The sequence below is a fragment of the Kitasatospora sp. NPDC001664 genome, assembly GCF_053596675.1.
Window position 1 is genome coordinate 67796 of the sequence record NZ_JBSFGS010000008.1, and the last position, 26457, is coordinate 94252.

The window sequence follows — 26457 nt, forward strand, 5'->3', positions numbered from 1 at the left end:
GCCGGCTGCCGGACCGTCAGCACGGGCTGCCCCGGTCAGACCGTGGTGGCGGCCGTGCAGCGGGCGCGGACGGTGAACTCCAGGCGGGCGACGGCCGCGCGGGCGGCGGCGACGGCCTCGTCGGGGGTGGGGGCGAGGGCGCGGGCGTAGGCGACGCGGGATTCGGAGTGCTGGAGGCCGCCGACGGTCGCGCCCGGCTTGACCAGCGCGGCGGCCTCGGTCACGCCGGGGAGGGCGCGGGCCTCGTCCAGGCCGGACACGGTCTCCAGGACGCCGGTGGTGTCGAGCGCGCCGAACCAGATGGCCGAGCTGGGCCGCCCGGCGGCGGAGGCGAGGGCGGCGCGGATGGCCGGCAGGACCGGCTCGCCGAGGGTCTGGCGCACGGCGCAGTCGTCGATGTCGACGCCGGTCGCCTCCAGGGTGATCAGCGGGATCTGGTCGCCGCCCATCCGCACGTGGGTCTCGATCAGCCGCGGGCCCTTCGCGGTCAGCACGACCTCGCTGTGGGTGGGGCCGGCGGCGATGCCGAGGGCGTCGAGCACCCGGCCGACGTAGGCGTGGACCTCCTCGGCCTGACCGTCCGTCAGCGGGGCGGGCGAGACGTGCCCGAGCTCGACGAAGCCCACCGGGTCGGAGTACTTGAGGGTGATCCCGACCACCTGGTGCTCGCCGTCCTCGGAGAAGGCCTCGACGCTGTACTGGGTGCCCTCCAGGTACTCCTCGACCAGCACGCCGCTGTGGCCGAGCCCGAGGTAGCTGCCGTCGGCCCGCTCGAAGGCCCCGGCGAGCCCGTCCTCCGTCGTGACCTTGGTGACGCCGGCGCTGCCGGAGCTGGCGACCGGCTTCACCACGCAGGGCAGGCCGTGCTCGCGGACGAAGGCGAGCAGGCCGTCGACGTCGGTGGCCCGGGCGCTGGCGGTGGAGTCGATCCCGGCCGCGCGCAGCCGCTCGCGCATCCGGCCCTTGTCGTGCACCAGCTCGACGGTCTCGGGGGTGTGCGCGGCCAGGCCCAGGGCCTGGCCGATGGCGGCGTAGTGGTCCTGGTCGCGCTCGCCGAAGGTGGCGATCCGGGTGAAGGGGTGCCGCGCGTGGGCGGCGGCGGCCAGGGCCACCCACTCCGCGGGGTCGTCGCCGCGGGCGCCGAGCACCCGGGCGTTGGCGCCGGGCTCGCGGACCTTGGCGAGGTACTCGACCTGGCAGATGACGGTGGTCTCGGTGCCGGGCCCGGCCGCGCGCAGGCGGGCCGGGAAGTCACGGCCGGGGCCGACGATCAGGACGTGCTCGGACATCAGGTGCTCCTCAGCAGCTGGAAGGGAAGGGCAGGAGGGAGGTCAGTGCCAGGCGGCGTGCTCGTGCCACCACTCGATGGCCGCGGCGAGCCGCTCGCGGACCAGGTCGGCGGTCCCGGCACGGACGAAGAGCTGGGCGGCGGCGTCGGAGACGTGCTCCACGCCGCGCCGTTCGGCGCCGGGTTCGATCAGCAGGGTCAGCTCGGCACCGGGCACCGGGCACGGCCCGGCGGGCGGCACGAAGCTGCCGTGCCCCGGCGGGAGCAGGACCCAGCCGACGGCGACCGCCGGCCGCGCGGGCTGCTCGTCCAGCACGAGTGCGGCGCCGCACTGGGCCCGTAGTCCCTCCCGGGCCAACTGCACGCCGAAGGCCGTCTCGTACGCCTCGGCGATCAGTGCGCCGCCCGCCCGGCTGGCGATCTCGCACAGCACGGGGGTGCCGCTCGCGTCGATCCAGAGCTCCAGGTGGAAGGCGAGCGGCAGCGGTGCGGCGGGCAGGGCCGAGACCACCGCGTCGGCCGCCGCGAGCAGCACCGCCGTGCGCTCGTCCTCGGGCCCCAACAGCACGCTGCCGACGTGCAGTTGGTCGCGGATGCGCTCGGCCAGGCCGCCGCTGTACTGGCCGGGCCAGGCGTGCACCACGCGGCCGTCCCGCATGATGCCGTCCACGTGGAAGAACTCGCCGGCCACGAAGGACTCCGCCATCCACTGCCCGGGCAGGTACGGCACCTCGGACTCGCGCTCGCGGGCGAGGAAGGCGGTCACGTCCGCCGCCTCGCGCAGGATGGCGACGCCCTCCGCGCCGGCGCCCAGGCGCGGCTTGACCACGGCCGGCAGGCCGTGGTGCTCGACGAAGGCCCAGAGGTCCTGCGGGCTGTCGACGGGGGCGTGGGCGGGAACGGCGATCCCGGCCCCGGCGGCCAGCCGCTTCATCACCAGCTTGTCCCGGTAGGCCGTGGCGGAGGCCACGCCCTGGCCGGGCAGCCCGAGCCGCTCGCGCAGCCGGGCGGCCCGCAGCACGTCGCTCTCGCTGGTGCTGGCGATCAGCTCGGCCCCGAAGGCGCGGGCGGCCTCCTCGGCGTACTGCTCGGTGGACCAGCCGTGGTAGTCGGGCACCAGGCGGTGCAGCGGGAAGTGCTCGGCGAGCCCGGCCTCGGTACCGGCGACCGCCTTGGCGGTGGTGACCAGCACGACGCCTTCGGCGGTGTCGTCCAGCCAGTCCTGGAGCGGGCGGGAGGCGAGCGGCTGGCGGGAGAGGACCAGGGTCCTGGGCATGGGTCAGATCCTCGAAGGGGTGGCGGTCAGGACGGGACGCAGGGCGCCGTGCACGTGCACCAGGCTCTCGCCCGGGAGGCCGTGCTCGACCTGCTCGACGGCGCCCGCGAGCAGGTGGTGGTCGCCCAACTTGACCTGGTGGTACGGGGAGCAGACCAGCCAGGCGAGGCAGTCGTCGAGCAGCGGCACCCCGTGCGGGCCGCGCCGCCAGGCGGTGGGCGCGGCGAACCGGTCGGCCCCGGGGGTGGCGAAGCGCATCGCCAGCTCGGCCTGGTGGGCACCGAGCAGCTGGATGCCGAACCAGTCGCAGTCCTTGATCAGCTGCCAGGTGCCGGAGGTCTCGGCGAGCGAGACGGACACCAGTGCCGGGCTGGCGCTGAGCGAGCTGAACGAGGTCACCGTGACCCCGGCCGGGCGGCCGTCCGGCCCGGCGGCGGTGAGCACCGCGACACCGGCCGCGTGCGAACGCAGCACCGAGCGCAGGGCGGTGGAGTCGACGCCGGTCACGCCGTCACCACCGAGGAGGAGAAGTCGGGCCGGGGCAGGCCGAGGTGGTCGCGCAGGGTGCGGCCCTCGTACTCGCGGCGGACCAGGCCGCGCCGCTGGAGCTCGGGGACGAGCAGGTCGACGATCGCGTCCAGGCCGTCCGGCAGGTAGTCCGGCATGATGTTGAAGCCGTCGGCGGCCTCGTTCAGGAACCACTCCTCCAGCTGGTCGGCGATCACCTCCGGGGTCCCGAGCAGGAAGCGGTGGCCGCGCCCGGCGGCGACGGACAGGTAGAGCTCACGGATCGTCAGGCCCTGTCGGCGGGCCTGCTCGTAGAGCACCGCCTGCTTGCCCGCGCTCCCCTCCACCGCGGGCAGTTCGGGCAGCGGACCGTCCAGCGGGTAGCCGGAGAGGTCGACCATGCCGAGCTGGTACGAGAGCATCCCGAGGCCCACCACCGGGTCGACCAGGGCCTGGAGGGTGGCGTACTTGTCCTCGGCCTCGGCCTGGGTGCGGCCGACCACGATGAAGGCACCGGGCATGATCTTCACGTGCTCGGGGTCGCGGCCGTGCGCGGCGACCTGCGCCTTGAGGCCGCGGTAGTGGGTCTGGGCCTGCTCCAGGGTCTGCTGCACGGTGAAGACCACCTCGGCCCACCGGGCGGCGAAGTCCTGGCCGTCGGCGGAGGATCCGGCCTGGACGATCACCGGGTGGCCCTGCGGCGGCCGGGCCACGTTGAGCGGGCCGCGCACGGAGAAGTGCTCGCCCCGGTGGCCGAGGATGTGCAGCTTCTCCGGGTCGAAGAAGCGGCCGGACTCCTTGTCGTAGAGGAAGGCGTCGTCCTCCCAGCTGTCCCAGAGGCCGGTGACCACCTCCATGAACTCCCGGGCGCGGTGGTAGCGGGCGGCGTGCTCGGGCTGCCGGTCCAGGTTGAAGTTGCGCGCCTCGGCGTCGGTGGCGGAGGTGACGACGTTCCAGCCGGAGCGGCCGGCGCTCAGGTGGTCCAGCGAGGCGAACTGACGGGCCACCGTGAACGGCGCGTTGTACGTGGTGGAGGCGGTGGCGGTGAGTCCGATGTGCTCGGTGTGCACGGCCAGCGCGGAGAGCAGGGTGAGCGGCTCGAAGTGGACCATCCGGCCCTGGCGGCTGAGCTCGTCGGCGTCCTTGTACTTGGTGCGCACGCCCGCGCCGTCGGAGAGGAAGATCATGTCGAACTTGCCGCGCTCGGCCGCCTTGGCCAGCGAGCAGTAGTAGTCGAAGTCCAGGCCGCCGTCCGGCCGGGCGTTCGGGTGGCGCCAGGCGGCGACGTGGTGGCCGGGGGCGGGGAGGAAGGCGCCGAGCTTCATCATGCGGCGGTTCTGGCTCACCGGTGGGTACTCCAATGCGGAAGTCTGGGAGGGTGGCGCCGAGCGGGACGGCGCAGGTGGTTCGGCGGGGGTGGTTCAGCCGAGGAGGCGGACGGGGGCACCGTCCAGCCAGGCCTCGATGTCCGCGACGGCCTCGCCGTAGTAGGTGCGGTAGTTGAGCTCGGAGACGTAGCCGAGGTGCGGGGTGGCCAGCAGGCGCGGCGCGGTGCGCAGCGGGTGGCCGGCCGGCAGCGGCTCGACGTCGTACACGTCCACGCCCGCGCCCGCGATGCCGCCCGCGTGCAGGGCGGCGAGCAGCGCGTCCTGGTCGATCAGACCGGCGCGCGAGGTGTTCACCAGGTACGCGGTCGGCTTGAGCAGGGCCAGCTCGGCGGCGCCGAGCAGGCCGCGGGTGCGCTCGCCGAGCACCAGGTGGAGCGAGACGAAGTCGCTGGTGGCCAGCAGCTCCTCCTTGGAGGAGGCCAGCTGGACGCCGACCTCGGCGGCCCGCTCGGCCGTCAGGTTCTGGCTCCAGGCGACCACCTCCATGCCGAAGGCCAGTGCCACCTGCGCGACCTTGGAGCCGATCTTGCCGAGGCCCAGCAGCCCGAGGCGCTTGCCGTGCAGGTCGGCCCCGACGGTCCGCTGCCAGGGCCCGCCCTCGCGCAGCCCGGTCGCCTCGGTCACGATGCCCCGGGCCAGGCCGAGCAGCAGCGCCCAGGTCAGCTCGACCGGCGGGGTCGAGGAGCTGGCCGTGCCGCAGACCGTGACGCCGTTGCGCTCGGCCGCGGCGTAGTCGATCACCGAGTTGCGCATCCCGGAGGCGATCAGCAGCCGCAGCCGCGGCAGCCGGTCGAGCAGCGGGGCGGGGAACGGAACCCGCTCGCGCAGGGTCACGACGATGTCGAAGTCGGCCAGCGCGTCGGCGAGTTCGTCCTCACTGCCGAAGTGCTCGGTGAAGCTGGTGACCTCCACCCGCCCGGCCAGCGGGCTCCAGTCGGCGACGGTGGTGGCGACCGCCTGGAAGTCGTCCAGTACGGCGCAGCGCAGCGTGGTGTCAGCCATGTCGGTCTTCTCCGTCTTCTCGGTGGAACATCGGGTCGGGGGCGACGCCGAGGCCGGGCGCCCCGGGAATGGTGAGCGTGCCGCGGTCGATGCCGAGGCCGTCGAACGGGTCGGCCGCCAGGCCGACCGGTCCGTCGAGGTCGAGGTGGTCGGCCAGCGGTGCCAGCTGGGCCATCGCGGTGACACCGAGGCTGCTCTCGACCTTGCAGCCGAGCATCACCTGGAGACCGCAGGCCCGGGCCAGGACGATCGCCTCGCGGGCGCGCTCCAGACCGCCGCACTTGACCAGCTTGAGGTTGACCCCGCGCACCCGGCCGCGCAGCGCCGGCACGGACTCGGGCCCGGTGCAGTCCTCGTCGGCGAAGACCGGCACCGGCGAGCGCTCGTGCACCCACCCCAGATCGTCCAACCGGCCGGGTGCGACCGGCTGTTCGAGCAGCTCGACGCCGTGCCGGTGCAGCTCGCGGGCGACCCGCAGGGCCTGGTCGGGCTCCCAGGAGCCGTTGCCGTCCACCCGGATGCGCCCGGCGTAGACCGATCGCAGCAGCCCGGCCCGGCTGCCGTCGTCCTCCGGGGTGAACTTCAGCTTGAGGACCGGCCAGTCGGCCAACTCCCTTCCCTTGGCGATCAGTTCCTCGTCCGGGCAGGCCCCGATGGAGAGCGCGGTGGGCGGCACGGGCAGCCCGTCCAGCCCGAGGATCCGGTGCAGCGGCTGGCCGCAGGCCTTGCCGAGCAGGTCGTGCAGGGCCAGGTCGACGGCGGAGGCCGCCGCCGGGCCGATGCCCGCCGAGGCGAGCCGCCCGAGCAGCTGCCGCAGTCCGTACGGCGAGGCGTCCTCGAGCAGCGGCGCGCAGGCCGCCAGTTCGTCCGGGTCCGCCCCGCGCGCGGTGCCGTACCCGGTCAGCCCCTGCCAGCTCAGCTCGACCACGCTCTGGCGGACCTCGGTGATGACACCGGTGTTGCTGGCGAAGGCCTCCTTGAGCGGGACGACGATCCCGTACTGACGGAACCTCACCCCCACACCTCCTCGAACGCGGCGACGGCGCCGCAGGCCTGGCGGAACGTCAGCTCGTGGAAGCCCTCCGGCTCGACCGGTACGGCCGGCTCGCGGTGCGCGCCGTCGGCCGGCACCCCGCTGCCGCCGCGGAAGCGGCCGCGCAGGTAGTCCGACAGCCGCTCGCCGTGCCCGTCCAGCCAGCCCAGCGTCGTCCCGTACGCGTCGTCCGGTCCGGCCGCCCGCACCCGGTGGAACAGGCCGGCCAGCAGCTCGGCGTCGCCCGGCGAGGTGCTGGGCGGGCAGAGCATGAACGCCTGGGCGGGCAGCAGGACGAAGGCCAGCGGGGAGGCCTGCTCGAAGTGGCGCACCAGCGGGTCGGTGATGGCCCGCAGCGAGCGCACGGTGGAGCGGCGCGAGAAGTAGCCGCCGCGGCGCGGCGGGCAGCCGGCCATCGCCCGGGCCCCCCAGTGCAGGTGGGTGATGAACGGGCGCTCCGGCGCTCCGGCCGGTGCGTCCGGGTGGTGCATGTCCAGCATCCCGAACAGCACGTTGGTCAGTTGGAGCGACATCACCGGGAGGACCGGCGGCAGTTCGCCGATCCGCGCGAAGAACTCCCGCGGCTCGACCAGCGCGCGGACGGTCAGCAGCACCGCCTCGGCCAGCGCACGGGCGGAGGGGAAGCGGTGGCCGTCGAGCAGGTAGCCGGTGCCGTCGGGGACCAGGTCGCAGCGGGCCACCTCGCCGTCCAGCCGGACGGCCTGGCTGATCAGCTCGGCGAAGGCCTGGTTCCGGCCCTGGGCCGCCGCCTGCTCCAGGAGCAGGGTGAGCATGTCGACCACCAGCGGCGCGTTCTCCACCAGGGCGGCGGCCCACTGCTTGAAGCGGTAGCCGGGCAGTTCCAGCATCCGCCGCCAGTGCACCTCGACCAGCGGCACCAGCTCACCGTCCACCTCGGCCTGCACCAGCGGGCAGAACAGCGGGCGGGAGCGGTCGCGCCGGGCGAAGCCGGTGCCGTCCCAGGTGTACAGGGCGAGGGTCTCCCGCTCGCCCCGCTCGATCACCGAGCCGGGCTGGTAGGCCTCGTCGCCGCCCTCGGTCTCGGCCTCGGTGCGGGTGAAGCCGTAGATCAGCGGATAGCCGTAACCGGCGCCGCAGATCGCGGTGTTGAAGTCCATCGGGCCGGAGCGGCCGGCCGCGATGTCGGCCCAGTTGCCCAGGTGGCCGGTGCGCGGAGGCAGCAGGGACGGATCCTCCCGCAGGGCGGCCAGCACGGTGCCGATCGGCACGTCGTGGGTGCCGACGTGCACCGGCTGGAAGGTCTTGGCCCCGGCCGCGAGCGCGTCGGCGGCAGCCGCCGCCCGCAGGCCGAGCCGGTCGAGCACGTGCGCGTTCACCGGGCCTCCTCCGCCCGCAGCCGCTCCAGCAGGTGGGGCAGGGTGCCGCCCGCGAGCAGCACCTCCCACTCCCCGGCCGAACGCACGTCGGCCCGCAGGGTGACGCTCCGTCCGGCGGCGGTCAGCCGCGCCTCGCCGCTCTCCCGCACCCCGTCCAGCTCCAGCTCGTACTCCTCCCGTCCGGTCAGGCCGAGTGCGGCCCAGCCCTCGGGCAGCAGCAGCGGCAGGATGCCCATCGCGCACAGGTTGGCGCGGTGGATCCGCTCGAAGCCCTCGGCCAGCACGGCCCGCACGCCCAGCATCCAGGGGCCCTTGGCCGCCCAGTCGCGGGAGGAGCCCATGCCGTAGTTGCGCCCGGCGAGCACGATCAGCGGGGTGCCCTCGGCCCGGTAGCGCTCGGCCGCCTCGTAGACCGGCAGCCGCTCGCCGCCGGGCAGGTGCAGCGTGGTGCCGCCGCTGTCGCCCTCGCCGACCAGGTGGTTGCGCAGCCTGGGGTTGCCGAACGCGCCCCGGGCCATCACCTCGTGGTTGCCGCGCCGCGCGCCGAAGGAGTTGAACTCCCGCTCGCCCAGGCCGCTCAGGTAGCGGCCGGCCGGGGAGTCGGGCGCGATGGCGCCGACCGGCGAGATGTGGTCGGTCGAGACGTCGTCGCCGAGCGCCAGCAGCGCGCGGGCGCCGCGCAGCGTTCCGAGCGGGGCCGCCGGGTCGACGTAGGCGGGCAGCCGCAGGTAGCCGGAGCGCTCGTCCCAGGCGAAGACCTCGCCCTCCGGGGCGGCGATCGCCTGCCAGGCGGCACCGGCCGGCTCCGGCTCGGTGAACACCTCGACGGTGGCGAACTCCTCCTCCAGGGAACGCAGTTCCTCGTCATCGGGCCAGAGGTCCCGCAGGTGCACCGGGGCGCCCTCGCGGTCGGTGCCCAGCGGCTCGGACTCCAGGTCCACCCGTACGCTCCCGGCCAGGGCCAGCGCGACCACCAGGGCCGGGGAGGCCAGGTAGCCCGCGCGCACCTGCCCGTGCACCCGGCCCTCGAAGTTGCGGTTGCCGCTCAGCACGGCGGCCACGGTCAGGGCCGCCTCGTCGACCGCCGTGCCCACGCCCTCGTTGAGCGGGCCGCTGCCGCCGTTGCAGGTCATGCAGCCGTAGCCGGCGACGTGGAAGCCCAGGCGCTCCAGATCGGCCAGCAGGCCGCTGGCGCGCAGGTAGCGGGTGACGGCCCGGGAGCCGGGCGAGAGGCTGGTCTTGACGTGCCCGGGCACGGTCAGGCCGCGCTCCACGGCGCGGCGGGCCAGCAGCCCGGCGGCCAGCATCGCCCGCGGGTTGGAGGTCGAGGTGCAGGAGGTGATCGCGGCGATCACCACGTCCCCGTCGGTGACCTCGCCCGAGGTCCGGTACGGCCCCTGGTGCAGGGCCGCGAACGAACCGGGCAGACCGCCCAGCGAGATCCGCTGGTCCGGGCGGCTCGGCCCGGCCAGCGCGGGACCGACCTCGCCGAGGTCGAACTCGACCACCCGGCCGAACCGCGGCTCGGCCTCCTCGCGGAACAGCCGCTGTGCGCGGCAGTACCGCTCCACCCGCTCGACGTGCTCCGCGCCGCGGCCGGTGCGCCGCAGGTAGTCCAGCGTCTCCCGGTCGACCGGGAAGTACGCGGTCATCGCGCCGTACTCGGGCGCCATGTTGGCGATGGTGCAGCGGTCGGGGGCGCTCAGCGCGGCCACCGACGGGCCGGTGAACTCCAGCATCAGGCCGGTCACGCCCTCGCGGCGCAGCCGCTCGGTCAGCGCCAGCACCACGTCGGTGGCCGAAGTCCCCGGCCGCACCTGCCCGGTGAGCCGTACGCCGACCACGGCGGGGATCCGGATCGGCTGGGCCAGGCCCAGCATCAGCGCCTCGGCCTCCAGGCCGCCGACGCCCCAGCCGAGCACCCCGAGGCCGTTCACCATGGTGGTGTGGCTGTCGGTGCCGATCACGGTGTCGGGGTACAGCTGCCCGTCCGGGCCCTCGGCGACCACGGTGGCCAGCCGCTCCAGGTTGACCTGGTGCACGATGCCCCGGCCGGGCTCGGTCACCCGGAGCCCGTCGAAGGCCTGCTCGGCCCACTTGAGGAAGGCGAACCGCTCCTGATTGCGGCTCAGTTCCAGCGCCTCGTTGCGGGCCAGCGCGTCCGGGCCGCCCGCCCGGTCGGCCTGCACCGAGTGGTCCACCACCACGTCGACCGGCAGCGCGGGATTGACCCGGCCGGGCCGGTCGACCCGGCTGCGCAGCGCGGCCAGGTCGGTGAGCAGCGGGATGCCGGTGTAGTCCTGCACCAGGATCCGGGCCGGTCGGAAGGGCAGCTCCAGGCCGGGCTCCTCGCCCCGGGCGAGCCGCTCGCCGAGCAGCGCGGCCCGCTCCGACTCCCCTGCCCTGAGCAGCTGTTCGAGCAGCACCCGGCCGGTGTAGGGCACGGCGCCGAGCTCGAACCCGGCACGCCGCGCGAAGTCCGGAAGGTCGACGGTCATCGGGCCGCCCCCGGATACGCCCGGCCCTGCGGGCCGACGTAGTCGAGCAGCGGGCGGATCAGCACGTTGTTGGCCTGCTGCTCCAGCGCCTGGGCCACCCAGCCGGCGGTGCGGCCGACCACGAAGAGCGGCACGGCCAGGTCGTCCGGCAGGCCCATCAGGCGGTAGGCGAGCCCGGCGTACAGGTCGACGTTGGCGGCCACGCCGTGGCGGCCGCGCGGGCCCATCGCGGCGGCCACCGCGTCCAGGATCTCCAGACCCCGGCTGTCGCCGCGCTCCTCGCTCAACTCGACCACGGTGGAGCGCAGATGACGCACCCTCGGGTCCTCGGTGCGGTACACCCGGTGGCCGAAGCCCATCACCGGCTCGCCCCGGTCGTGCAGGTCGGCCACGTACGCCTCGGCGTTCTCCGGGCTGCCGACCCGGTCGATCAGGCCGACCACCCGCTCGGCCGCGCCGCCGTGCACCGAGCCCGCGAAGACCGCGACGGCGGCGGTGAGCGCGGCCGTCATGCCGGAGCGGCTGCCGATCGCGACCCGGGCGGTGAACGCCGAGGCGTTGGAGCTGTGGTCGGCGTGGACGATGAAGCCCTTGTTGACGAAGCGGACGGCGGCCGGGCTCGGCCGCTCGCCGAGCAGCGCGGTCAGGAAGGCCTCCGGGTACGACAACTCCCCGTCCGGCAGCAGGGGTTCGCGGCCCGAGCGGTAGGCGTGGTGGGCCGCGACGATCATCGGGATGCGGGCGATCAGCTCGATCCCGGCCGCGCGGGCCTCCGCCAGGCTCTCGTCCGTGCCGGCCGGCCGCCGCGGGCCGAAGGCGCCGAGCGCCGAGACGCAGGTCCGCAGCGCCTCCATCGGGTGCGCGTGGGCCAGCGTGCGGGCCAGCTCCAGCACCGGCCCGGGCAGCTGCCGGGCGGCCGCCAACTCCTTGGCGAACAGCTCCAGTTCGACGGCCTCGGGCAGCTCGCCGTGCACCAGCAGGTAGGCCACCTCCTCGTACGAGGCGCGCTCGGCCAGGTCGTGGATGCCGTAGCCGCGGTACTCGAGCACCCCGGCCGCGCCGTCGATGCGGGTGACGGCGGTCCGGTCGAAGCTCACGCCCTCCAGGCCGCGGTGCACGGTGTGCCGCTCTTCCGTCGCGGCGTCCTCGGCAGCCGGCTCCGGCTCGCCGCCGGCCACGAAGGCGCGGATCGAGCCGACGCTGCGCAGGGCCAGCGTCCAGTCGTCGTCCACCGTGACGCCGTACTCCTGCTCCAGCGCCACCATCAGCGTGACGTGGCCCAGGGAGTCCCACTCCCGGATCGACTGGTACTCCAGCTCGTCGGTGACGAGCTCCTCGGCGATGCCGAGGGTGCGCGCGACGAAGTGCTCGACGCTGCTCATGAATTCCCCTCCTGGATGTGCTCGTTGTGGCCCGTCGCGGCCGGGGTCAGACCCGGGCCCGGCCGACGGCGTCCTGCCGCTCGTCGAGCCAGTGGCGCAGCGCCGCCCGGTCGACCTTGCCGTTGCCGTTCACCGGCATCTGCTCGATGGCCCGCACCGAGCGCGGCACCATGTACCCGGGCAGCCGGTCCGCGCACTCCGCGGCCAGCGCGTCGGTGTCCCCGGCGCCGGAGACGACGGCGGTGATGGTCTCCTCGTCCGGCCAGAGCAGGGCCACCGCCTCGACGGCGCCCGCCCGGCGCAGCACGGCCTCGATCTCGCCGAGCTCGATCCGGTAGCCGCCGACCTTGACCTGCTGGTCGTTGCGTCCCAGGCAGACGTAGTCCTCGCCCTGGAGCCGGACCAGGTCACCGGTGCGGTAGTAGCGCCGCCCCGCCCGCTCGAACCAGCGCTCGGCGGTCAGGTCCGGAGCCTGCCAGTAGCCCGGCGTGGTCTGCGGGCCCGCCACGCACAGCTCGCCGGCCTCGCCCTCGGGCACCGGGGCCAGCACCTCGTCCACCACCAGCGCGTGCAGGCCGGGGTACGGGCGGCCGATCGGCACGTTCTCGTGCACGCACTCGGCCGGGCTGCGCTCCGGGTCCCAGCGGTAGGCGGTGCAGGCGATGGTGAGCTCGGTCGGGCCGTAGAGGTTCTCCACCACCGAGTGCGGAGCGGCGGCCTGCCAGGCCTCGGCCGTCGCGCGCGGCAGCGCCTCGCCGCAGAACAGGCTCCAGCGCAGCGTCGGCATGGAGCCCGGCCTGAGCGAGCCGCGCTTGCGCAGCATCGCCCCCACCGAGGGCACCGAGAACCAGACCGAGATCTCGTTGCGCTCCAGGTACTTGTACGGGGCCAGCAGCTCGATCGGGTCCATCCCGCAGAGCCGGGCGCCGTGCTCCCAGGCCATGAACAGGTCGAAGACCGAGAGGTCGAAGGTCTGGTCGAAGGTCTGGGTCAGCCGGTCCGCGGGGGTGAGGCGGTAGCGGGCCTGGTTGGCGTCGAGGAAGGCCCGTACGTTCCCGTGGGTGACCGGCACGCCCTTGGGGGTGCCGGTGCTGCCCGAGGTGAAGAGCAGGTAGGCGACGTCCTCCGGGCCGACCTCCGGCAGGTCCTCCAGCGGCGCGGCCGCCGCGAGGTCCGCCGCGTCGAGCACCCGGGCGCCGCCCAGGTCGCCGGCGGCGCCGCGCAGCACGTCGGGCAGCAGCACGACCGGCCGGTACGGCAGGCCGCGCAGCAGCTCGCCGAGCATCGGCAGCGAACCGGCGTCCACGATCAGCGCGTCCACCCGGGCGCGCTCCAGCATGGCGCGGGTGCGCTCCAGCGGGAACCGCCGGTTCAGCGGCACGAAGGCGGCCCCGGCGCACAGGGCGGCGGCCACCCCCAGGTAGGAGGCCTCGCTGCGGTGGGCGAACACCCCGACCCGGCCCGGACGGCCACCGGCCGTCTCGACCAGCAGCGCGGCCCAGCGGCGGGCGGTCTCGGCCGCCTCCCGGTACGTGTGGTCCCGGCGCCCGACGGTCAGGGCGACGTGGTCGGGGCGGATGCGCGCGTGCTCAAGCAGGCCTGCGCCCAGAGGTGCTTTCAGTGCAGTGGTCATCTCGATCCGAACGTCCGAACATCGGCAACTGGACGGGTACGACATTAGTCGCGCCAAAGCCCCCGGGCACGGTTGCGCCCATTTATCCCACAACAATTCACGGCGCCCCGGAAAACACCGGACACCCCGGGGAGAAAATCTCCCCGGGGTGTCCGGAAAAACATCCGTCAGCCCTCGAATCCTGTGTCCTTCAGGGCCTTCTCGATCTTCGCGCGGTGCGCCGCCTCCCAGTCGTCCAGGGTCTCGGCGGCCTCCTTCGCGAGCTTGGCCAGGGCTGCGGCCAGCACCTCCTCACGGCGGGCGGCGGGCACCACGACGACACCCTCCTCGTCGGCCACCACGATGTCCCCGGGGCCGACCAGGACGCCGCCGCAGCGCACCTCGGTGCCGTGCTCGCCCAGTCCCTCCTTGGTCCCGGGGATCGGGATGACGCCCCGGGCGTACACCGGGAAGCCCGCCTCGCGCGCCTCGGCCACGTCGCGGATCAGCCCGTCCAGGACGAAGCCGGCCACGCCCCGGCGCTGCGCGACGGCGCAGACGTTGCCCCCGGCCAGCGCGTAGTCCAGATCGCCGGACTCTGCCACGATCACCGCGCCGGGCTCGGCCCGGTAAATGGCGGCGTGCAGCATCAGGTTGTCGCCGGGCGGGCACTTCACGGTGAATGCCGGACCGGCCGTCCGCTCCATTCCGGACCAGAGCGGGCGGACGCCGATGTCCATGACCTGGGCGCGGCCGAGGACATCGGCCAGCGTGGTCGTCGGAATGTCCTGGAATTCATTGTGCTGAACCATCAGATTGCATCCTTTTCCGGGCTGTAGAGGTGTTGGTCCCAGGTGGTGCCACCGTCGGCGGTCGACAGGACGGTGCCCTCGTCGCCGACGATCCACGACTCCCGCGCGGAGACCACGCGGACGTTCCAGAGCGACACGCCCGAACCGGTGGTGCCGGCCTGCCAGCTGGCGCCGCCGTCGAGCGTGGTCGCGACGGTGTCGCTGCGGCCGACGGCGCGGCCGGTCCTGCCGTCGGGCGAGAAGTGCACGGCGGTGAAGTTCTGCCGGGTGCCCGCGTCCCGGCGCTGCCAGCTGCGGCCGCCGTCCCGGGTGTGCAGCACGGTGCCGCGGTGGCCCACCGCCCAGCAGGTCAGCGGGTCGACGGCGTGCACGTCGATCAGGTCGTCCTCGACGCCACCGGGCTGGAGCTCCCAGCTCGCGCCGCCGTCCCGGGTGCCGAAGACCTTTCCACCGGTGCCCACGGCCCAGCCGGTCCGGTCGTCGGCGAAGTCGACCGCCCACAGGGCGCCGTCGGGCTCGGGGAGGGTCTGGTGGGCCCAGGTGGCACCGCCGTCGGTGGTGGCGAGCACGGTGGGGCCGTCGCCGACCGCCCAGCCGGTGCGGCCGTCCGGGCGCACGTGCACCTCCAGCAGGTCCTTGAGGCTGCCGCTGGGCTGCCGCTGCCAGCTCGCACCGCCGTCCCGGGTGACCAGGACGGTGCCGGCCCGGCCCACCGCCCAGGCGGCGTCCCGGCCGGCGGGCGAGACGGAGTACAGGTTGGCGGGGGTGCCGCTCGGCCGGGGCGCCCACCGGTCGCCGCCGCGCGAGCCGAGCAGGGTGCCGCCGTCCCCGGCCACCCAGCCGCCGGTGCCCCGGCCGCCCTCGGCGAAGACGTGCAGGCCGTAGAGGTTGCGGCCGGTGGAGGCGACGCCGCTGCGCCAACCGGCGCCCAGGTCCTCGCTGGTGAGCACGGACGAGCCGTCACCCACCACGTGGACCCACGAGCCGTCGGGCGCGGCCCGGACGGCCTTGAGGTTGCCGGCCACCCCGCTCTCCTGCCGGGCCCAGGTGGCACCGCCGTCCGCCGTGGCCAGCACGGTGCCGCCGTCGCCGACCGCCCAGCCGTGCTCGCCGGAGGCGGTGAACGAGACGCCCCACAGGGCGAGTCCGGTACCGCTCTCGCGCCGCTCCCAGTGCGCGCCGCCGTCGACGGTGCGCAGCAGGGCCCCGTCGCGGCCGACCGCCCACACCGTGTCGCCGCCCAGGACGTGAAGGTCCGTCAGACTGCCCGTCACCGGGGTGCTCTGGCGCCGCCAGCTGGCGCCGCCGTCCTCGGTGACCAGCACCGTCCCGGCCGCACCGACCACCCAGCCGCGCTTCTCGTCCGCGAAGTCCACCGCGTACAGCGACTCGTCCCCCGGCACCTGCCGGTGCTGCCAGCTCGCGCCGCCGTCCTCGGTGGCCAGCACCGTCCCGGCCGCACCGACGGCCCGGCCCCGCTCCCGGTCGGTGAAGTGCACCGCGTACAGCGTCCGGTCGGTGCCGGAGTCCTGGCGCCGCCAGCTCGCGCCGCCGTCCTCGGTGGCCAGCACCGTCCCGGCCGCACCGACCACCCAGCCGTGCCGCCGGTCCGTCAGGACGTGTGCGCCCCACAGCAGTTCGTCCGTCCCGGTGGCCGGGGCCTGCCAGGTGGCGCCGCCGTCGGCGGTGACGGCGAGCAGACCGTCCTGCCCCACCGCCCAGGCGGAGGTACCGGTGCCGTGCACGCCGACCAGGTCCTTGTGGATGCCGCTCAGCTGCGGGGTCCAACCGGTGCCGGAGTCACGGGTGTTGAGGATCGTGCCGCTGTCGCCGACGGCCCAGCCCCGGTCGCCCTCGGGGGCGAAGGCCAGCGCGACGAGGTCCTTGGCCGTGCCGGTCGGCAGCACCGCCCAGCTCAGCCCGCCGTCCTCGGAGGCCAGCAGGACGCCGTCGTCGCCCGAGGTGTAGACCCGGCGGCCGTCCGGGGCGGCCCACAGGCCGTACAGGTCGAGGTGGGTCCCGGTCTCGGCCGCGGCCCAGCTCGCTCCACCGTCGGTGGAGCGCAGCACGGTGCCGCCCCGCCCCGCCGCCCAGACCGCCCCGCCGGGGACGGCGTGGATGCCGCGCAGGTCGACCGTGGTGGTGCTCGGCCGGGCCTCCCAGGTGGCGCCGCCGTCGGTGGTGGCGCGGATGCTGCCGTGCTTGCCGATCACCCAGGCGGTCCGCTCGTCCAGGGCGAAGCACCGGGTGTAGTGGGTCTCCTCGAAGGACTGCGGACGCCAGGTCCGGCCGCCGTCGACGGAGACCAGGATGACGCCGCTGTCGCCGACGGCCCAGCCGACCCGGCCGGAGGGGGCGAAGGAGACGCCGTAGAGGTTGCGGTCGGTGCCGGTCTCCCGCCGCTCCCAGTGCGCACCGCCGTCGACGGTGTGCAGCAGGGTGCCGTCGCGCCCCGCGATCCACCCGGTCCGGGTGTCCGCGAAGCAGACCGCCCGCAGGTCCTTGTCCGTCTCCCCCTGGGCGTGCCAGCTGCGGCCGCCGTCGGCGGTCGCCAGGATCATGCCGCCGTCCCCGGCGGCCCAGGCGTGTGCGTCGTCCACCCGGCAGACGCCCTGGAGGTTCACGCTCCGCGGAGCGATGTTGCAGATCATCATCTTCACCTTGTCGAACGGGAATCGTGGGGGAGGGCGGTCAGCCGGCGGCAATCGGCTCGGACGCCGGCTCGGCGGCGGGCCGACGCCGGGCCCCGACCGCGACGACCAGCGGCATGGCGGCCCCGAGCACGGCGAACGCGGCGCCCAGCACGAGCCACCCGTCCGCGCCGTGCTCCAGCACCAGCCAGGCGAACACCGCCGGGGCGAAGGTCTTGCCGATGTCGGCGCCCATCTTGTAGGTGCCCTGGTACTGCCCCTGGGCGTGGTCGGGCGCGAGGTCGAAGGCGATGGTCCAACTGCCCGCGGCCTGCCGGATCTCGCCCCAGGCGTGCAGCAGCGCACCGGCCAGCAGCAGCGTCACCGCGAGCGGCCAGCCGCTTCCGCCGCTCAGCGCGAACAGCACACAGGCGGCCGCCACCGAGAGGGCGCCCTGCCGGCTGGCCCGGGCCGCCGAGCGCAGGTCGTCGGTGCCCCGGGCCACCTTGGTCTGGAAGGCCACCACGAAGCAGGTGTTGGTCAGCAGGATCACCGCGCTCATCCAGCCGGGCGCGCCGGTGTGCTTCAACACCCAGAGCGGGAGCACTACTTCGAGCAGCAGGGTGTGCATGGTGAGCAGTCCGTCCAGCACCGTGAAGGCGAGGAACGGGACGTCGCGCAGCACCGCGAAGGCCGAGCCGGCCGAGGCGGGCACCGGCGGCACCGGCGCCTCCCGCAGGGTGAGCAGACCGGTGGCCAGGAAGCAGACCGCGGTGAACAGCACGGCGGCGTGGTAGCCCGTCGGGGAACCCCAGGCGATCACCAGGCCGGAGAGGCAGGCGCCGATCGAGATGCTGACGTTGAGCCCGGCCCGGATGGCGGCCATCACCATGACCCGTTCGCCCTTCGGCACCACCGCCGCGATCATCGCCTTCCGGGCGTTGTTGCCCGAGCGGTAGGCGATCGCCTGCACCACGGAGACCGCCAGGTACGCCCAGAAGCCGTCCACCAGGAGCAGCGCGGCGGTCAGCGGGGCCAGCGCCAGGAAGGACCAGAGCTGCACGGTGCGCGGCCCGATCCGGTCGGCCATCGCACCCAGCGGGATGCTGAGCAGCAGCACGACGGCGGCCGAGGCCCCGACGCTGACGCCGAGCTGAGCGGGCGTCAGGTGCACCTGGGTCACGGCGTAGATGGCACTGATCGCCATCCACAGCCCCTGTCCCAGGCTCATCACCATGGTGACGTAGGCGAGCAGCCGGGCGGGGCCGGCCGGCGGGAGGATTCGGGTCAACACGGGTAGGTCTCCTGTCGGGTCAAGCCGCCCCGCCAGGGCCCGCGCACCTCAGCGGCACGGGGGCGGGGTACTGCGGGGGGTGTCGTCACGTGGGCGGCGGCCCGGGCGTGGGCCGGGGTGTGGGCCGGGGCCGGGGCGTGGGCCGGGGCCGGGGCGTGGGCCGGGGCCGGGGCGTGGGCCGGGGCGGCCGCCGGCGCCGGGGTCCGGTCGGGCAGGTCGTGCCGCCCCGCCAGCCACTCCTGGGCCCGGACCTTGGCGGCCATCGCCGGGGCCCGCAGGGTGCGTTCGCGCCGCTCGGCCCGGATCCGCTTGTCCGGCCGGGCCCGGTAGCACCGGCGGGCCCAGGGCGCGCCCGGCCGGCTCAGCCGGGCCGCCCCGAGGAGCAGCAGCGGCGGGCAGAACACGCCGGCCAGGCCGGTCCAGTACTTGCCCTTGAGCACGGTGACCACGGCGAGCGGCAACCAGCCGAGCAGGTAAGGGAGTTGACCACCCACCAGGCCCGCCCCGAGCAGCGGCCGGGCGGCCAGCGCCAGTGCCACGCAGACCGCGTCCAGCGAGGCCCGCCCGCGCGCGGTCCAGTACACGTCCTCCAGGTGCAGGATGAGCGCGAACTCGTCCAGCACCAGCCCGGTGCCGGCCCCGAACGCCGCCGCGAGGGCCACCCGCCCGGCGCCGTCCGGCACGACCAGGCCAGCGACTCCGGCAGCCGCCATCAGCACCACGCCGAACACCACGTGGTGCACGTGCAGCCCGCCGAGGCGGACGTTGCCCGGCCACCAGCGCACCCCGGCCCGGATCAGCCGGGTACTCACCCGGATCCCGGCGAACCCGACGGACAGCCCCGCCACGAACGCGGCCAGCGCCGCCCGGCCCGCCTCAGACACCGGAGTACAGGTGCTCGGGGCGGCCGCTGCTGCCGTACCGCAGCGTCAGGCTCACCGTGCGGGTGTGCTCCAGGAACTTGAGGTACCGCTGCGCCGTGGACCGGCTGATCCCCGCCCGCTCCGACACCTCCTGGGCGGAGACCGGCCGGTCCGTCTGGGTGACGATCCGTCGGATCAGCTCGACGGTGCGCTCGGTGACGCCCTTGGGCAGCACGGACGGCGCGGACGGCGCGGCCGCCGCCGGAGCACGGAGCGCGCCGAGCGCGCGGTCCAGCCCGGCCTGGTCCAGCAGCGGACCGGCCAGCAGCTGCCGCAGCCGGGCGTACGCCGCCAACTTCTCTGCCAGCTCCGCCAGTTCGAGCGGCTTCAGCAGGTAGTGCAGCACCCCGGCCCGCAGCGCCTCCCGCACCGAGGCCGGCCTCCGGTCCGCCGACAGCACGATCAGGTCCAGGTCCCGCCCCTGCTCCCGCAGCCGCCGGGTCAGCGCGCAGCCGCTCCCGTCGGGCAGGTGCTGGTCCAGCAGGACCAGGTCGATCCCGCCGCGCTCCACCGCGGCCAGCGCCCCCGCCGCGCTGTGCGCGACGGCCGCGACCCGGAATCCCGGCACCTGCGCCACGTGACGGGCGTTGATCCGCGCCGCGCAGGGGTCGTCGTCCACCACGAGTACGTCGATCACGCCGCCCACCCCTCGGACCGGCTGCCGGGCCGGCCTGTCCCCTCCGACAGGCCGGCCCGCGCGTCGCGCCGCCCGTGGTCACGGACGCGCGGCTGAGCGGCGGTCGCGCGGCGACGGGACGAGGGGCGGGGCGAGGTCCGTGGCGAAAGCGGTTGCCGGGTCACGTGCAACAACCTTTCTGAGCGTGCTTCAGGGCCCGGCGGCTCCGGTCGGGAGCACGGCGGCGGGTCCGGTGGTGCGGGAAGGCCTCCGGCGAGGCAGGGCGCGGCGCCTCCGGCGAGGCGAGGCGAGGCACGGCGCGGCGTCACGCGACGCCACGCGGCGTCACGCGGCGCTAGGCGGGCGGCAGGTAGCGGCTGCGGATCAGCGGCGAGGCGCGGTGGCAGCGCTGGAGCAGCCGGCCGACCCGCCCCTCGGGGCTGCCGCCGAACCGGTCGGCCCGCCGCAGGAAGAACAGGATGACCACCCGTTCCAGCAGCACGCGGACGCTCGCGTGCTCGATGCCGTCCTCGGGGAGGGCATGGGCCCAGAGCGCCCCGACGAGCTCCGAGGCCTCACCGACGGAGGTCGGCTCCCCGGACTCCTGGCGCACCAGGCTGGCGTAGACGATGTCCACCCGGGTCCTAGCCCCACTGGGCGTTGTCGAGGGACAGGACGACCGTCTGCGGCGCGGACGCCTCGGCGGCGAGCTGCGCCGACGCGGCCGTCGGCGCGGGGGCGGCCGCTTCGGCACCCACGACGCCGACGGAGAGCGCGAGGGCGGAGGCGGCGACGAGGGCGGCGGCGGCACGGGCGAGGCGGATGCGGTTCATGGGTCGGTGTCTTCCTGGTCCTGTGATCTCGACCGCGTGGTCCTCGACCTCGCGGTCTCCGGTGTCACGGTCCTTCCGGCGGGGCCGCCCGGGCTGTCCCCCGGTCGGCAGGCCCTCAGCTTCACCCGGGGAGCACGGCCACCGGAACCGCTTTCGGCGGCACGAAGCGGCCGCGCAACTTGCTGCCATGTAGTCATGCTCACATCAAACACCTTCGGCCATTCCCCCCCACCCGTACACTCACCCCGGTGGCAATGCACTTCATACGAACCAATTCCGATCCCACCGCCTCCCACCTGCGGCGGAGGCCACACCCGTCAGACCTTGAGGCAGCGCCGAGGAGATGTAACGATGTGGCCGGATCAGGTGCTGCGGGGGGCCGCACCACGTACGGGGGAACCATGCTCGAAGCGCTCGGCCTGACCGCGACCGCGGTCGCCGTCTACCAAGCCATGCTCGACCGGCCGGACCACGGGGTCGAGGAACTGGCCGCCGACTGCTCGCTGAGCCCGGGCCAGGTGCACGACTGCCTGGACGAACTGGCCGGCCTGATGCTGGTCCGGGCCTCCAACGAACGGCCGGGCACCCTCTGCGCGGTCATCCCCGAGATCGGCCTGGCCGACGTGCTCGCCCGCCAGGAGGCCGAGCTGGCGGCCCGTCAGGCCCAGCTCGCCGCCTCCCGGGCCGCCCTCACCCAGATGGTCGCCGAGCGCGCGGGCTCCCGGCCCGCCATGGGCGAGCGGCTCTGGGGCATGGACGCCATCCAGCACCGCATCGAGCTGCTCGCCCGCCGGATGACCTTCGAGTGCCTGGGCGTCCACCCCGGAGCCAGCCACCGCCCCGAGGACCTCGCCGCCGCCCGGGTGGCCGACACCGAGCCGCTGTCCCGCGGCGTCAGCATGCGGACGCTCTACCAGGACACCACCCGGAACGACCCGCACACCACCGCGCACGCGCACTGGCTGCTCAGCCGGGGCAGCGAGGTGAGGACCGCCCCGGTGCTCCCGCACCGTCTGGTGATCTTCGACCGGGCCGCGGCCATCGTCCCGATCGACCCGGCCGACAGCCGGGTCGGCGCCCTGCACGTCACCGAGCCCGGCATCGTCACCGCCCTGGTCGACCTCTTCGAACAGGCCTGGTCCACCGCCGTCCCGCTCGGCGCCACCCTCACCCAGGACCCGGCCACCGGCCTGACCACCATCGAGCGCGAACTGCTCCGCCTGCTCGGCGGCGGCCTGACCGACGAGGCCGCCGGCACCCGCCTCGGCATCTCCGTCCGCACCGTCCGCCGCCACATGGCCTCGATCATGGAGCGCCTCAACGCCAGCAGCCGCTTCGAGGCCGGCATCAAGGCCGGCCAGAAGGGCTGGCTCTGAACCGGCCCGCCAGCGGGGTCCGCACCACCGGGGGACGGGACCTTCACCGAGCCTGACCAGGCATCAGTACGCTTCCGGCAGGCCGTAGTTCATCTGCGGCGTCCGACCGTGCCGAAGGCGCTCCGCGCGCCCACGAACCGCCCGGTGACCGGCCGTCGGCCCACTCGTCGGCCGACGCCGAGGGAGGAGAGGCCCGCACCGCAGCCGCAGCGGCGGTGCGGGCCTCGCGACGGTTCAGAGGTCGAGCGGTGCCAGGCCGGTCCTCCCCTGCTCGCGCAGGGGGCGGACGGCGAGGCGGAGCAGGGGCAGCGGGTTGTCGTCGCCCGCCGTCCGGTTGGCGCTCAACTCGCCGCAGGAGAGGCACTGGTGGATGATCAGCCACTCCCCGTCCGGGCGGACGGAGAGGCCGAGGGGCTCCATCCGGCCCCGGCAGTCCGAGGCGCGGTCGCCGGGGATCCGGCGGTCGACGTGGAGACTGGCGAGGCAGTTGGGGCAGTGGTTGCGGTGGGCGGTGCCGGGGGCGTCCAGGGAGACGTCCAGGCGGCAGGAGACGCACCGGAAGTCGTGCGCCCGGTGCCCGCTGCCGAGGCCGTGCAGGACGTCCTTGTGGCGCTGCGGGCGGTGCTGCTGCCGGCGGTCGGCGTTGCTGCGTCGTGGCATGACCGTCCCCTCCTCAGAGCGCGCCGAACGCTTCGAGCGGGAACGGGGGTTGGGCCAACGGCCGGACCGCCGTCCGCATCAGGATCAGCTGGTTGTCGTCCGGACGGACCGGATTGGACGTCAGCTCGTCGCAGCGCACGCAGCGGTGGACGACCATCCAGTCGCCGGTCCGCAGGACGGCGATGGCGATCGGCGTCATCCGGCCGTGGCACTCGCTCGGGCCGCCCTCGACCTGGTCGAGGACGTGCCGGGACTGCAGGCAGGACGGGCAGTGGTTCCGCCGCGCGCCGTCGGGCGCGAAGGTGGTGACGGTGAGACCGCACCAGGCGCAGTCGAAGGTGGCGGTCTTCATGGTGGTGGAGACGGTGTGGCTGGACACCCGGGGTGCTCCTTGCTGAGAAGGCTTCACTGACAGCAAGAGCAGGCCGAGCGGCCTCGACAGGGGAACCCCGTCCGGCGATCGCCGCCCTTCAGGAGGACGACGGAGAACGGGAGTTACGCGTTACCGCGAGGCGCACTCGGCGCGGTCCGGGTCATACACTTCCCTGCCTTCCGGCCACCGTGGCCACTGGACGTCCCTGACGGAGCGGTCACGCTAACAACCGCCGCCTCCGCGTCGCCACCGATTTACCCCGGACGTGATGTCCGGATCTGACGGGGAATCGTCATTGCCGCCATCGGCGGCCCGCCCCAGGATGGAGGCATGTCCACTCCGCACGCTCCCCGGCCGCCGCACCGCGTCGTCATCGCGGTCTTCCCGGACGTCGACCTGCTCGACGTGACCGGCCCGGCCGAGGTGTTCGCGCTGGCGAACCGGGAGACCGCCGGGCGGGCCGGGTACCGGGTCGAGCTGGCCGGGCCCGAGCCGGGCGAGGTGCGGACCTCCGCGGGGGTGAGGCTGGCCACCGACCTGGCGTTCGCCGAGGTCGGGGGCCGGGTGGACACGCTGCTGGTGCCGGGGGCGGTCGAGATGACCGCCGACGGGCCGGTGGCGCTGAACGATCCCCGGGTGGTGGCCTGGGTGCGGGAGACCGCGCCGCGGGCCGGACGGGTGGCCTCGGTCTGCGTCGGCGCGCACGTGCTGGCCGAGGCCGGGCTGCTGGACGGGCTGACGGCGACCACGCACTGGTCCACCGCCGCCCAGCTGGCCGCCGACCACCCGGAGGTGACGGTCGATCCGGACCCGATCTTCGTCCGGACCGACCGGGGGAGGATCTGGACCGGCGCCGGGATCAGCGCCTGCCTGGACCTCACGCTGGCCCTGGTGGCCGAGGACCAGGGCGAGGAGGTCGCGCTCGCGGTGGCCCGGCAGCTGGTGATGTACCTGAAGCGGCAGGGCGGCCAGAGCCAGTTCTCGGTGCCGCTCTCCCGGCCGGCCTCGGCCCGCCGGGACATCGACGAGCTGCGCCTGTGGATCGCCGACCACCTGGACGGGGACCTGTCCGCCGCCGCGCTGGCGGGACGGATGTGCCTGAGCGAGCGTCACTTCGCCCGGGTCTTCCGGCAGCAGACCGGCACCAGCCCGGCCGACTACGTGCAGGCCGCCCGGGTGGAGGCCGCCCGCCGGCTGCTGGAGGGCACCGACGAACCGCTGGAACGGGTCTCCTCGGCTGCCGGCTTCGGTTCGGCCGAGAGCCTGCACCGGGCGTTCCGCCGCCAGCTGGCCACCACCCCGGCCGCCTACCGCCGCCGCTTCCGCACCGACTAGACCGACTCACCGACCTACCGACGCAGCGGGACAGCTGCGTCCCCGGAATGCCCCTTTTCTCACGGAAAGTCAGGAATCAACCATGACCACCACCGCTTCCGCCACCCTCCGCGACGTCAGCGGCCTGGACAGCACCCCGCCCCGCCTGAGCGAGTCCGTCCTGGTCCTGATCGACTACCAGAACACCTACCGCACCGGCGTGATGGCGCTCGACGGCGCCGAGGAGGCCGTCGCGGCCGGCGCCCGCCTGCTGGCCCGGGCCCGGGAGCTGGGCACGCCCGTGGTCCACGTCGTGAACGACGGCGGCGAGGGCACCCCGTACGACATCCGCGCCGAGATCGGCGCGATCAGCCCGGAGCTCGCCCCGGTGGCGGGCGAGGCGGTGGTGGTCAAGCAGGTGCCGAACGCCTTCCACGGCACCGGGCTGGAGCAGGTGCTGCGCGGGCTCGGGGTCGCCCCGGAGGACGGCAGGGACCTGGTGCTGGCCGGGTTCATGACCCACATGTGCGTCAGCTTCACCGCCCAGGGCGCGTTCAACCTCGGCTACCGCCCCACCGTGGTCGCCGAGGCCAGTGCGACCCGGGCGCTGCCGGGCCCGGACGGCCGGGTGGTCCCGGCCGCCGTGCTGCACACCGCCGCCCTGACGACCGTCACCGACCTGTTCGGCACCGTGGTCCCGACCGTCGACGCGCTCCCCGCCTGAGGCGGCGTGCCGGTCTACCGTGCGGCCGTGGCAGCCGCGCGGTAGACCGGGTCCTCGGCCAGATCGGCCAGCAGGGCGTCCAGCTTGGCCCGGTCCACCGAGGGCATCAGGAAGACGTGCACGTAGTCCCGCCGGGAGGACGGATCGCCGGGGGCGGTGAGCAGGCTCTCGCAGGAGAGCGACCACTTGGCCACCGCCTCCGGCCCGGGCCGGCGGAACCGCACCGTCACCGCGCCGGGCGTGCGGGCCGTCCACAGCTCGGCGCCCAGCTCCCGCTCCAGCTCGCCGAGCCGGCCCTCCAGGTAGCCCGCCAGCTCCTGGGACCGCCGGATCCGGTCCACCTGGTCCTGGTGCGAGTGCCGGGAGAGGTGGTCCCAGAGCACCAGCGGGGAGAAGCCGTTGCGCGAGCCGGCGAAGGTGGAGTCGGGCGCGCCGATGTACTCGGGCCGGGTGGGCGGCTCCAGCTGGTACTTGGTCCGGGTCATGAAGACCCCGCAGGGCCACGGCACCCCGGCCCACTTGTGGCCGCTCATCGCGATCGAGGAGACGAAGTCCAGCTCGCCGTGGCCGGCGGTGGGCAGCCGCAGCCCGAAGTCGAACTCCGGCAGGTCCTGCTCGGGCCGCCAGCCGTACGTCTCCGGGTCGGCCGCCGCCATCCGCAGGAAGGGGGCGTACCCGCCGCCGAGCGCGCCGTCCACGTGGATCCAGAAGCCCCGGCGGACGGAGCCGTCCGGCAGGTGACGCTCCATCAGGCCGTGCCGCTCGAACACCGGCAGCAGGAGCTCACCGGCGGCGCGGACGTCGTCGTGCGCGCCCTTGAAGGTGCTGCCCAGGTTGAAGTTGACGAAGACCGGGTGCCCCTTGGCGGCGAAGAACTCGACCAGCACGGCGAGCGCCCGCGGGTCCATCGCGCCGGGCCCGTCCCAGGAGTGGCCGGAGGGGCCGGCCAGCGAGGGCACCTCGGCGGGCCAGGCGCCGCCGAGCGGGCACTCGTCCGGGTAGAGCTCGGCACCGACGGCGGCGAAGGTGGCGACGCCGAGCACCCGGACGGCCTTGGCGAAGGAGTAGTGGGTGTCCTCGGAGTAGAACGCGACGGGCTGCGGCGTACCGGGGACGGTGAGGTAGTCCCGGGCGTTCCACAGGGCGTACATGTTCCCCTCGGTGGAGCCCATCGAGAGCATGTAGCCCCAGTACGAGTCCGGGTCCTCCCGGTCGTACGGGCGGCCCGCGCGCCAGAGCTTGGCGTAGTAGTCGAGCACCGCGCGCTCGACCACCTTGGTGTTGGGCTTGTAGCCGCCGCTCTGGAACGGGTCGCCGAGGTTGTTGATGTTGCTCAGCATGAACCGGGCCAGGTCGAGCGCGCTGCCCGCCATCGACTGCGTCGCCTGGTAGCCCACCAGGTGCTGCCGCTTGCGGGTCAGGTAGTCGTCCATCGCGTCGAGCGCCCGCAGGCGCTCCGCGTCGGGCAGCCCGGCGGCCGGGATCTCGAAGTCGCGGAGCTCCGGCTCGGGGTCGGGACCGGTCGAGGGGTGCCGGGTGACGGCGGGGCTGCTCATGG

Annotated in this window: 23 protein-coding genes; 3 read left to right on the top strand and 20 right to left on the bottom strand. The window is 74.6% G+C overall.

Going from position 1 to position 26457, the window contains the following annotated elements:
- Window positions 1-35 precede the first annotated feature (35 nt).
- The 17 genes from ACWCYY_RS13475 to ACWCYY_RS13555 all read right to left on the bottom strand — a co-directional run bounded on the left by ACWCYY_RS13475 (window position 36) and on the right by ACWCYY_RS13555 (window position 20452).
- Window positions 36-1289, bottom strand: coding sequence for an ATP-grasp domain-containing protein (locus tag ACWCYY_RS13475; protein ID WP_449796104.1), 1254 nt, complete (start codon window positions 1287-1289; stop codon window positions 36-38).
- Between the two features lie 42 nt (window positions 1290-1331).
- The gene (locus ACWCYY_RS13480; RefSeq protein WP_449796105.1) at window positions 1332-2564 is read right to left on the bottom strand and encodes an ATP-grasp domain-containing protein; all 1233 of its coding nucleotides are present in this window, start codon (window positions 2562-2564) and stop codon (window positions 1332-1334) included.
- 3 nt (window positions 2565-2567) lie between these two features.
- Window positions 2568-3071: a flavin reductase family protein gene (locus ACWCYY_RS13485; RefSeq protein WP_345287034.1), complete on the bottom strand. Its 504-nt coding sequence runs from the start codon at window positions 3069-3071 to the stop codon at window positions 2568-2570.
- Window positions 3068-4417: an LLM class flavin-dependent oxidoreductase gene (locus ACWCYY_RS13490; protein ID WP_449796106.1), complete on the bottom strand. Its 1350-nt coding sequence runs from the start codon at window positions 4415-4417 to the stop codon at window positions 3068-3070. Before ACWCYY_RS13490 ends, ACWCYY_RS13485 begins: the two co-directional genes overlap by 4 nt.
- A gap of 75 nt (window positions 4418-4492) precedes the next feature.
- A complete protein-coding gene (locus ACWCYY_RS13495; RefSeq protein WP_345287038.1) occupies window positions 4493-5461 on the bottom strand; it encodes a D-2-hydroxyacid dehydrogenase family protein in 969 nt (322 codons plus the stop codon).
- Complete coding sequence (locus ACWCYY_RS13500; protein WP_449796107.1) at window positions 5454-6476, bottom strand: mandelate racemase/muconate lactonizing enzyme family protein; 1023 nt, start codon at window positions 6474-6476, stop codon at window positions 5454-5456. The genes ACWCYY_RS13495 and ACWCYY_RS13500 overlap by 8 nt, the downstream gene beginning before the upstream one ends.
- Window positions 6473-7852, bottom strand: a complete 1380-nt coding sequence (locus ACWCYY_RS13505; protein ID WP_345287042.1) for a DUF6025 family protein — start codon at window positions 7850-7852, stop codon at window positions 6473-6475. The genes ACWCYY_RS13500 and ACWCYY_RS13505 overlap by 4 nt, the downstream gene beginning before the upstream one ends.
- The gene (gene acnA / locus ACWCYY_RS13510; protein WP_449796108.1) at window positions 7849-10350 is read right to left on the bottom strand and encodes an aconitate hydratase AcnA; all 2502 of its coding nucleotides are present in this window, start codon (window positions 10348-10350) and stop codon (window positions 7849-7851) included. The genes ACWCYY_RS13505 and acnA overlap by 4 nt, the downstream gene beginning before the upstream one ends.
- Window positions 10347-11732: a citrate/2-methylcitrate synthase gene (locus tag ACWCYY_RS13515; protein WP_449796109.1), complete on the bottom strand. Its 1386-nt coding sequence runs from the start codon at window positions 11730-11732 to the stop codon at window positions 10347-10349. The genes acnA and ACWCYY_RS13515 overlap by 4 nt, the downstream gene beginning before the upstream one ends.
- A 46-nt stretch (window positions 11733-11778) precedes the next feature.
- On the bottom strand, window positions 11779-13365 hold the full coding sequence (locus ACWCYY_RS13520; RefSeq protein ID WP_449796110.1) for an amino acid adenylation domain-containing protein: 1587 nt from the start codon (window positions 13363-13365) through the stop codon (window positions 11779-11781).
- A gap of 167 nt (window positions 13366-13532) precedes the next feature.
- Window positions 13533-14156, bottom strand: a complete 624-nt coding sequence (locus ACWCYY_RS13525) for an RraA family protein (RefSeq protein WP_345287050.1) — start codon at window positions 14154-14156, stop codon at window positions 13533-13535.
- Complete coding sequence (locus ACWCYY_RS13530) at window positions 14156-16810, bottom strand: YCF48-related protein (protein ID WP_449796197.1); 2655 nt, start codon at window positions 16808-16810, stop codon at window positions 14156-14158. Before ACWCYY_RS13530 ends, ACWCYY_RS13525 begins: the two co-directional genes overlap by 1 nt.
- A 37-nt stretch (window positions 16811-16847) precedes the next feature.
- A complete protein-coding gene (locus ACWCYY_RS13535) occupies window positions 16848-18080 on the bottom strand; it encodes an MFS transporter (protein WP_345287055.1) in 1233 nt (410 codons plus the stop codon).
- Window positions 18074-18964, bottom strand: a complete 891-nt coding sequence (locus tag ACWCYY_RS13540) for a hypothetical protein (RefSeq protein ID WP_449796111.1) — start codon at window positions 18962-18964, stop codon at window positions 18074-18076. The genes ACWCYY_RS13535 and ACWCYY_RS13540 overlap by 7 nt, the downstream gene beginning before the upstream one ends.
- On the bottom strand, window positions 18957-19640 hold the full coding sequence (locus tag ACWCYY_RS13545; protein WP_449796112.1) for a response regulator: 684 nt from the start codon (window positions 19638-19640) through the stop codon (window positions 18957-18959). Before ACWCYY_RS13545 ends, ACWCYY_RS13540 begins: the two co-directional genes overlap by 8 nt.
- Window positions 19641-19974: 334 nt before the next feature.
- A complete protein-coding gene (locus ACWCYY_RS13550; protein WP_345287061.1) occupies window positions 19975-20256 on the bottom strand; it encodes a hypothetical protein in 282 nt (93 codons plus the stop codon).
- 7 nt (window positions 20257-20263) lie between these two features.
- Window positions 20264-20452 carry a hypothetical protein gene (locus ACWCYY_RS13555; protein WP_345287063.1) on the bottom strand — a complete coding sequence of 63 codons (189 nt, stop codon included), beginning with the start codon at window positions 20450-20452 and terminating at the stop codon, window positions 20264-20266.
- 401 nt (window positions 20453-20853) lie between these two features.
- Here ACWCYY_RS13555 and ACWCYY_RS13560 point away from each other — a divergent pair, with 401 nt between their 5' ends.
- On the top strand, window positions 20854-21828 hold the full coding sequence (locus ACWCYY_RS13560) for a helix-turn-helix transcriptional regulator (protein WP_345287065.1): 975 nt from the start codon (window positions 20854-20856) through the stop codon (window positions 21826-21828).
- Between the two features lie 234 nt (window positions 21829-22062).
- On the opposite strand, the gene ACWCYY_RS13565 is transcribed toward ACWCYY_RS13560, so the two are convergent.
- Both ACWCYY_RS13565 and ACWCYY_RS13570 read right to left on the bottom strand, forming a co-directional pair.
- A complete protein-coding gene (locus ACWCYY_RS13565; RefSeq protein ID WP_449796113.1) occupies window positions 22063-22488 on the bottom strand; it encodes an RNHCP domain-containing protein in 426 nt (141 codons plus the stop codon).
- Between the two features lie 13 nt (window positions 22489-22501).
- Window positions 22502-22840 carry an RNHCP domain-containing protein gene (locus tag ACWCYY_RS13570; RefSeq protein ID WP_345287269.1) on the bottom strand — a complete coding sequence of 113 codons (339 nt, stop codon included), beginning with the start codon at window positions 22838-22840 and terminating at the stop codon, window positions 22502-22504.
- Window positions 22841-23191: 351 nt separating this feature from the next.
- Here ACWCYY_RS13570 and ACWCYY_RS13575 point away from each other — a divergent pair, with 351 nt between their 5' ends.
- Both ACWCYY_RS13575 and ACWCYY_RS13580 read left to right on the top strand, forming a co-directional pair.
- Window positions 23192-24196: a GlxA family transcriptional regulator gene (locus ACWCYY_RS13575; RefSeq protein WP_345287069.1), complete on the top strand. Its 1005-nt coding sequence runs from the start codon at window positions 23192-23194 to the stop codon at window positions 24194-24196.
- Window positions 24197-24278: 82 nt separating this feature from the next.
- Window positions 24279-24899: an isochorismatase family protein gene (locus tag ACWCYY_RS13580; RefSeq protein WP_449796114.1), complete on the top strand. Its 621-nt coding sequence runs from the start codon at window positions 24279-24281 to the stop codon at window positions 24897-24899.
- A 14-nt stretch (window positions 24900-24913) separates the two neighbouring features.
- Here ACWCYY_RS13580 and ACWCYY_RS13585 read toward each other — a convergent pair whose 3' ends face one another.
- Complete coding sequence (locus ACWCYY_RS13585) at window positions 24914-26455, bottom strand: PLP-dependent aminotransferase family protein (RefSeq protein WP_345287073.1); 1542 nt, start codon at window positions 26453-26455, stop codon at window positions 24914-24916.
- Window positions 26456-26457 lie beyond the last annotated feature (2 nt).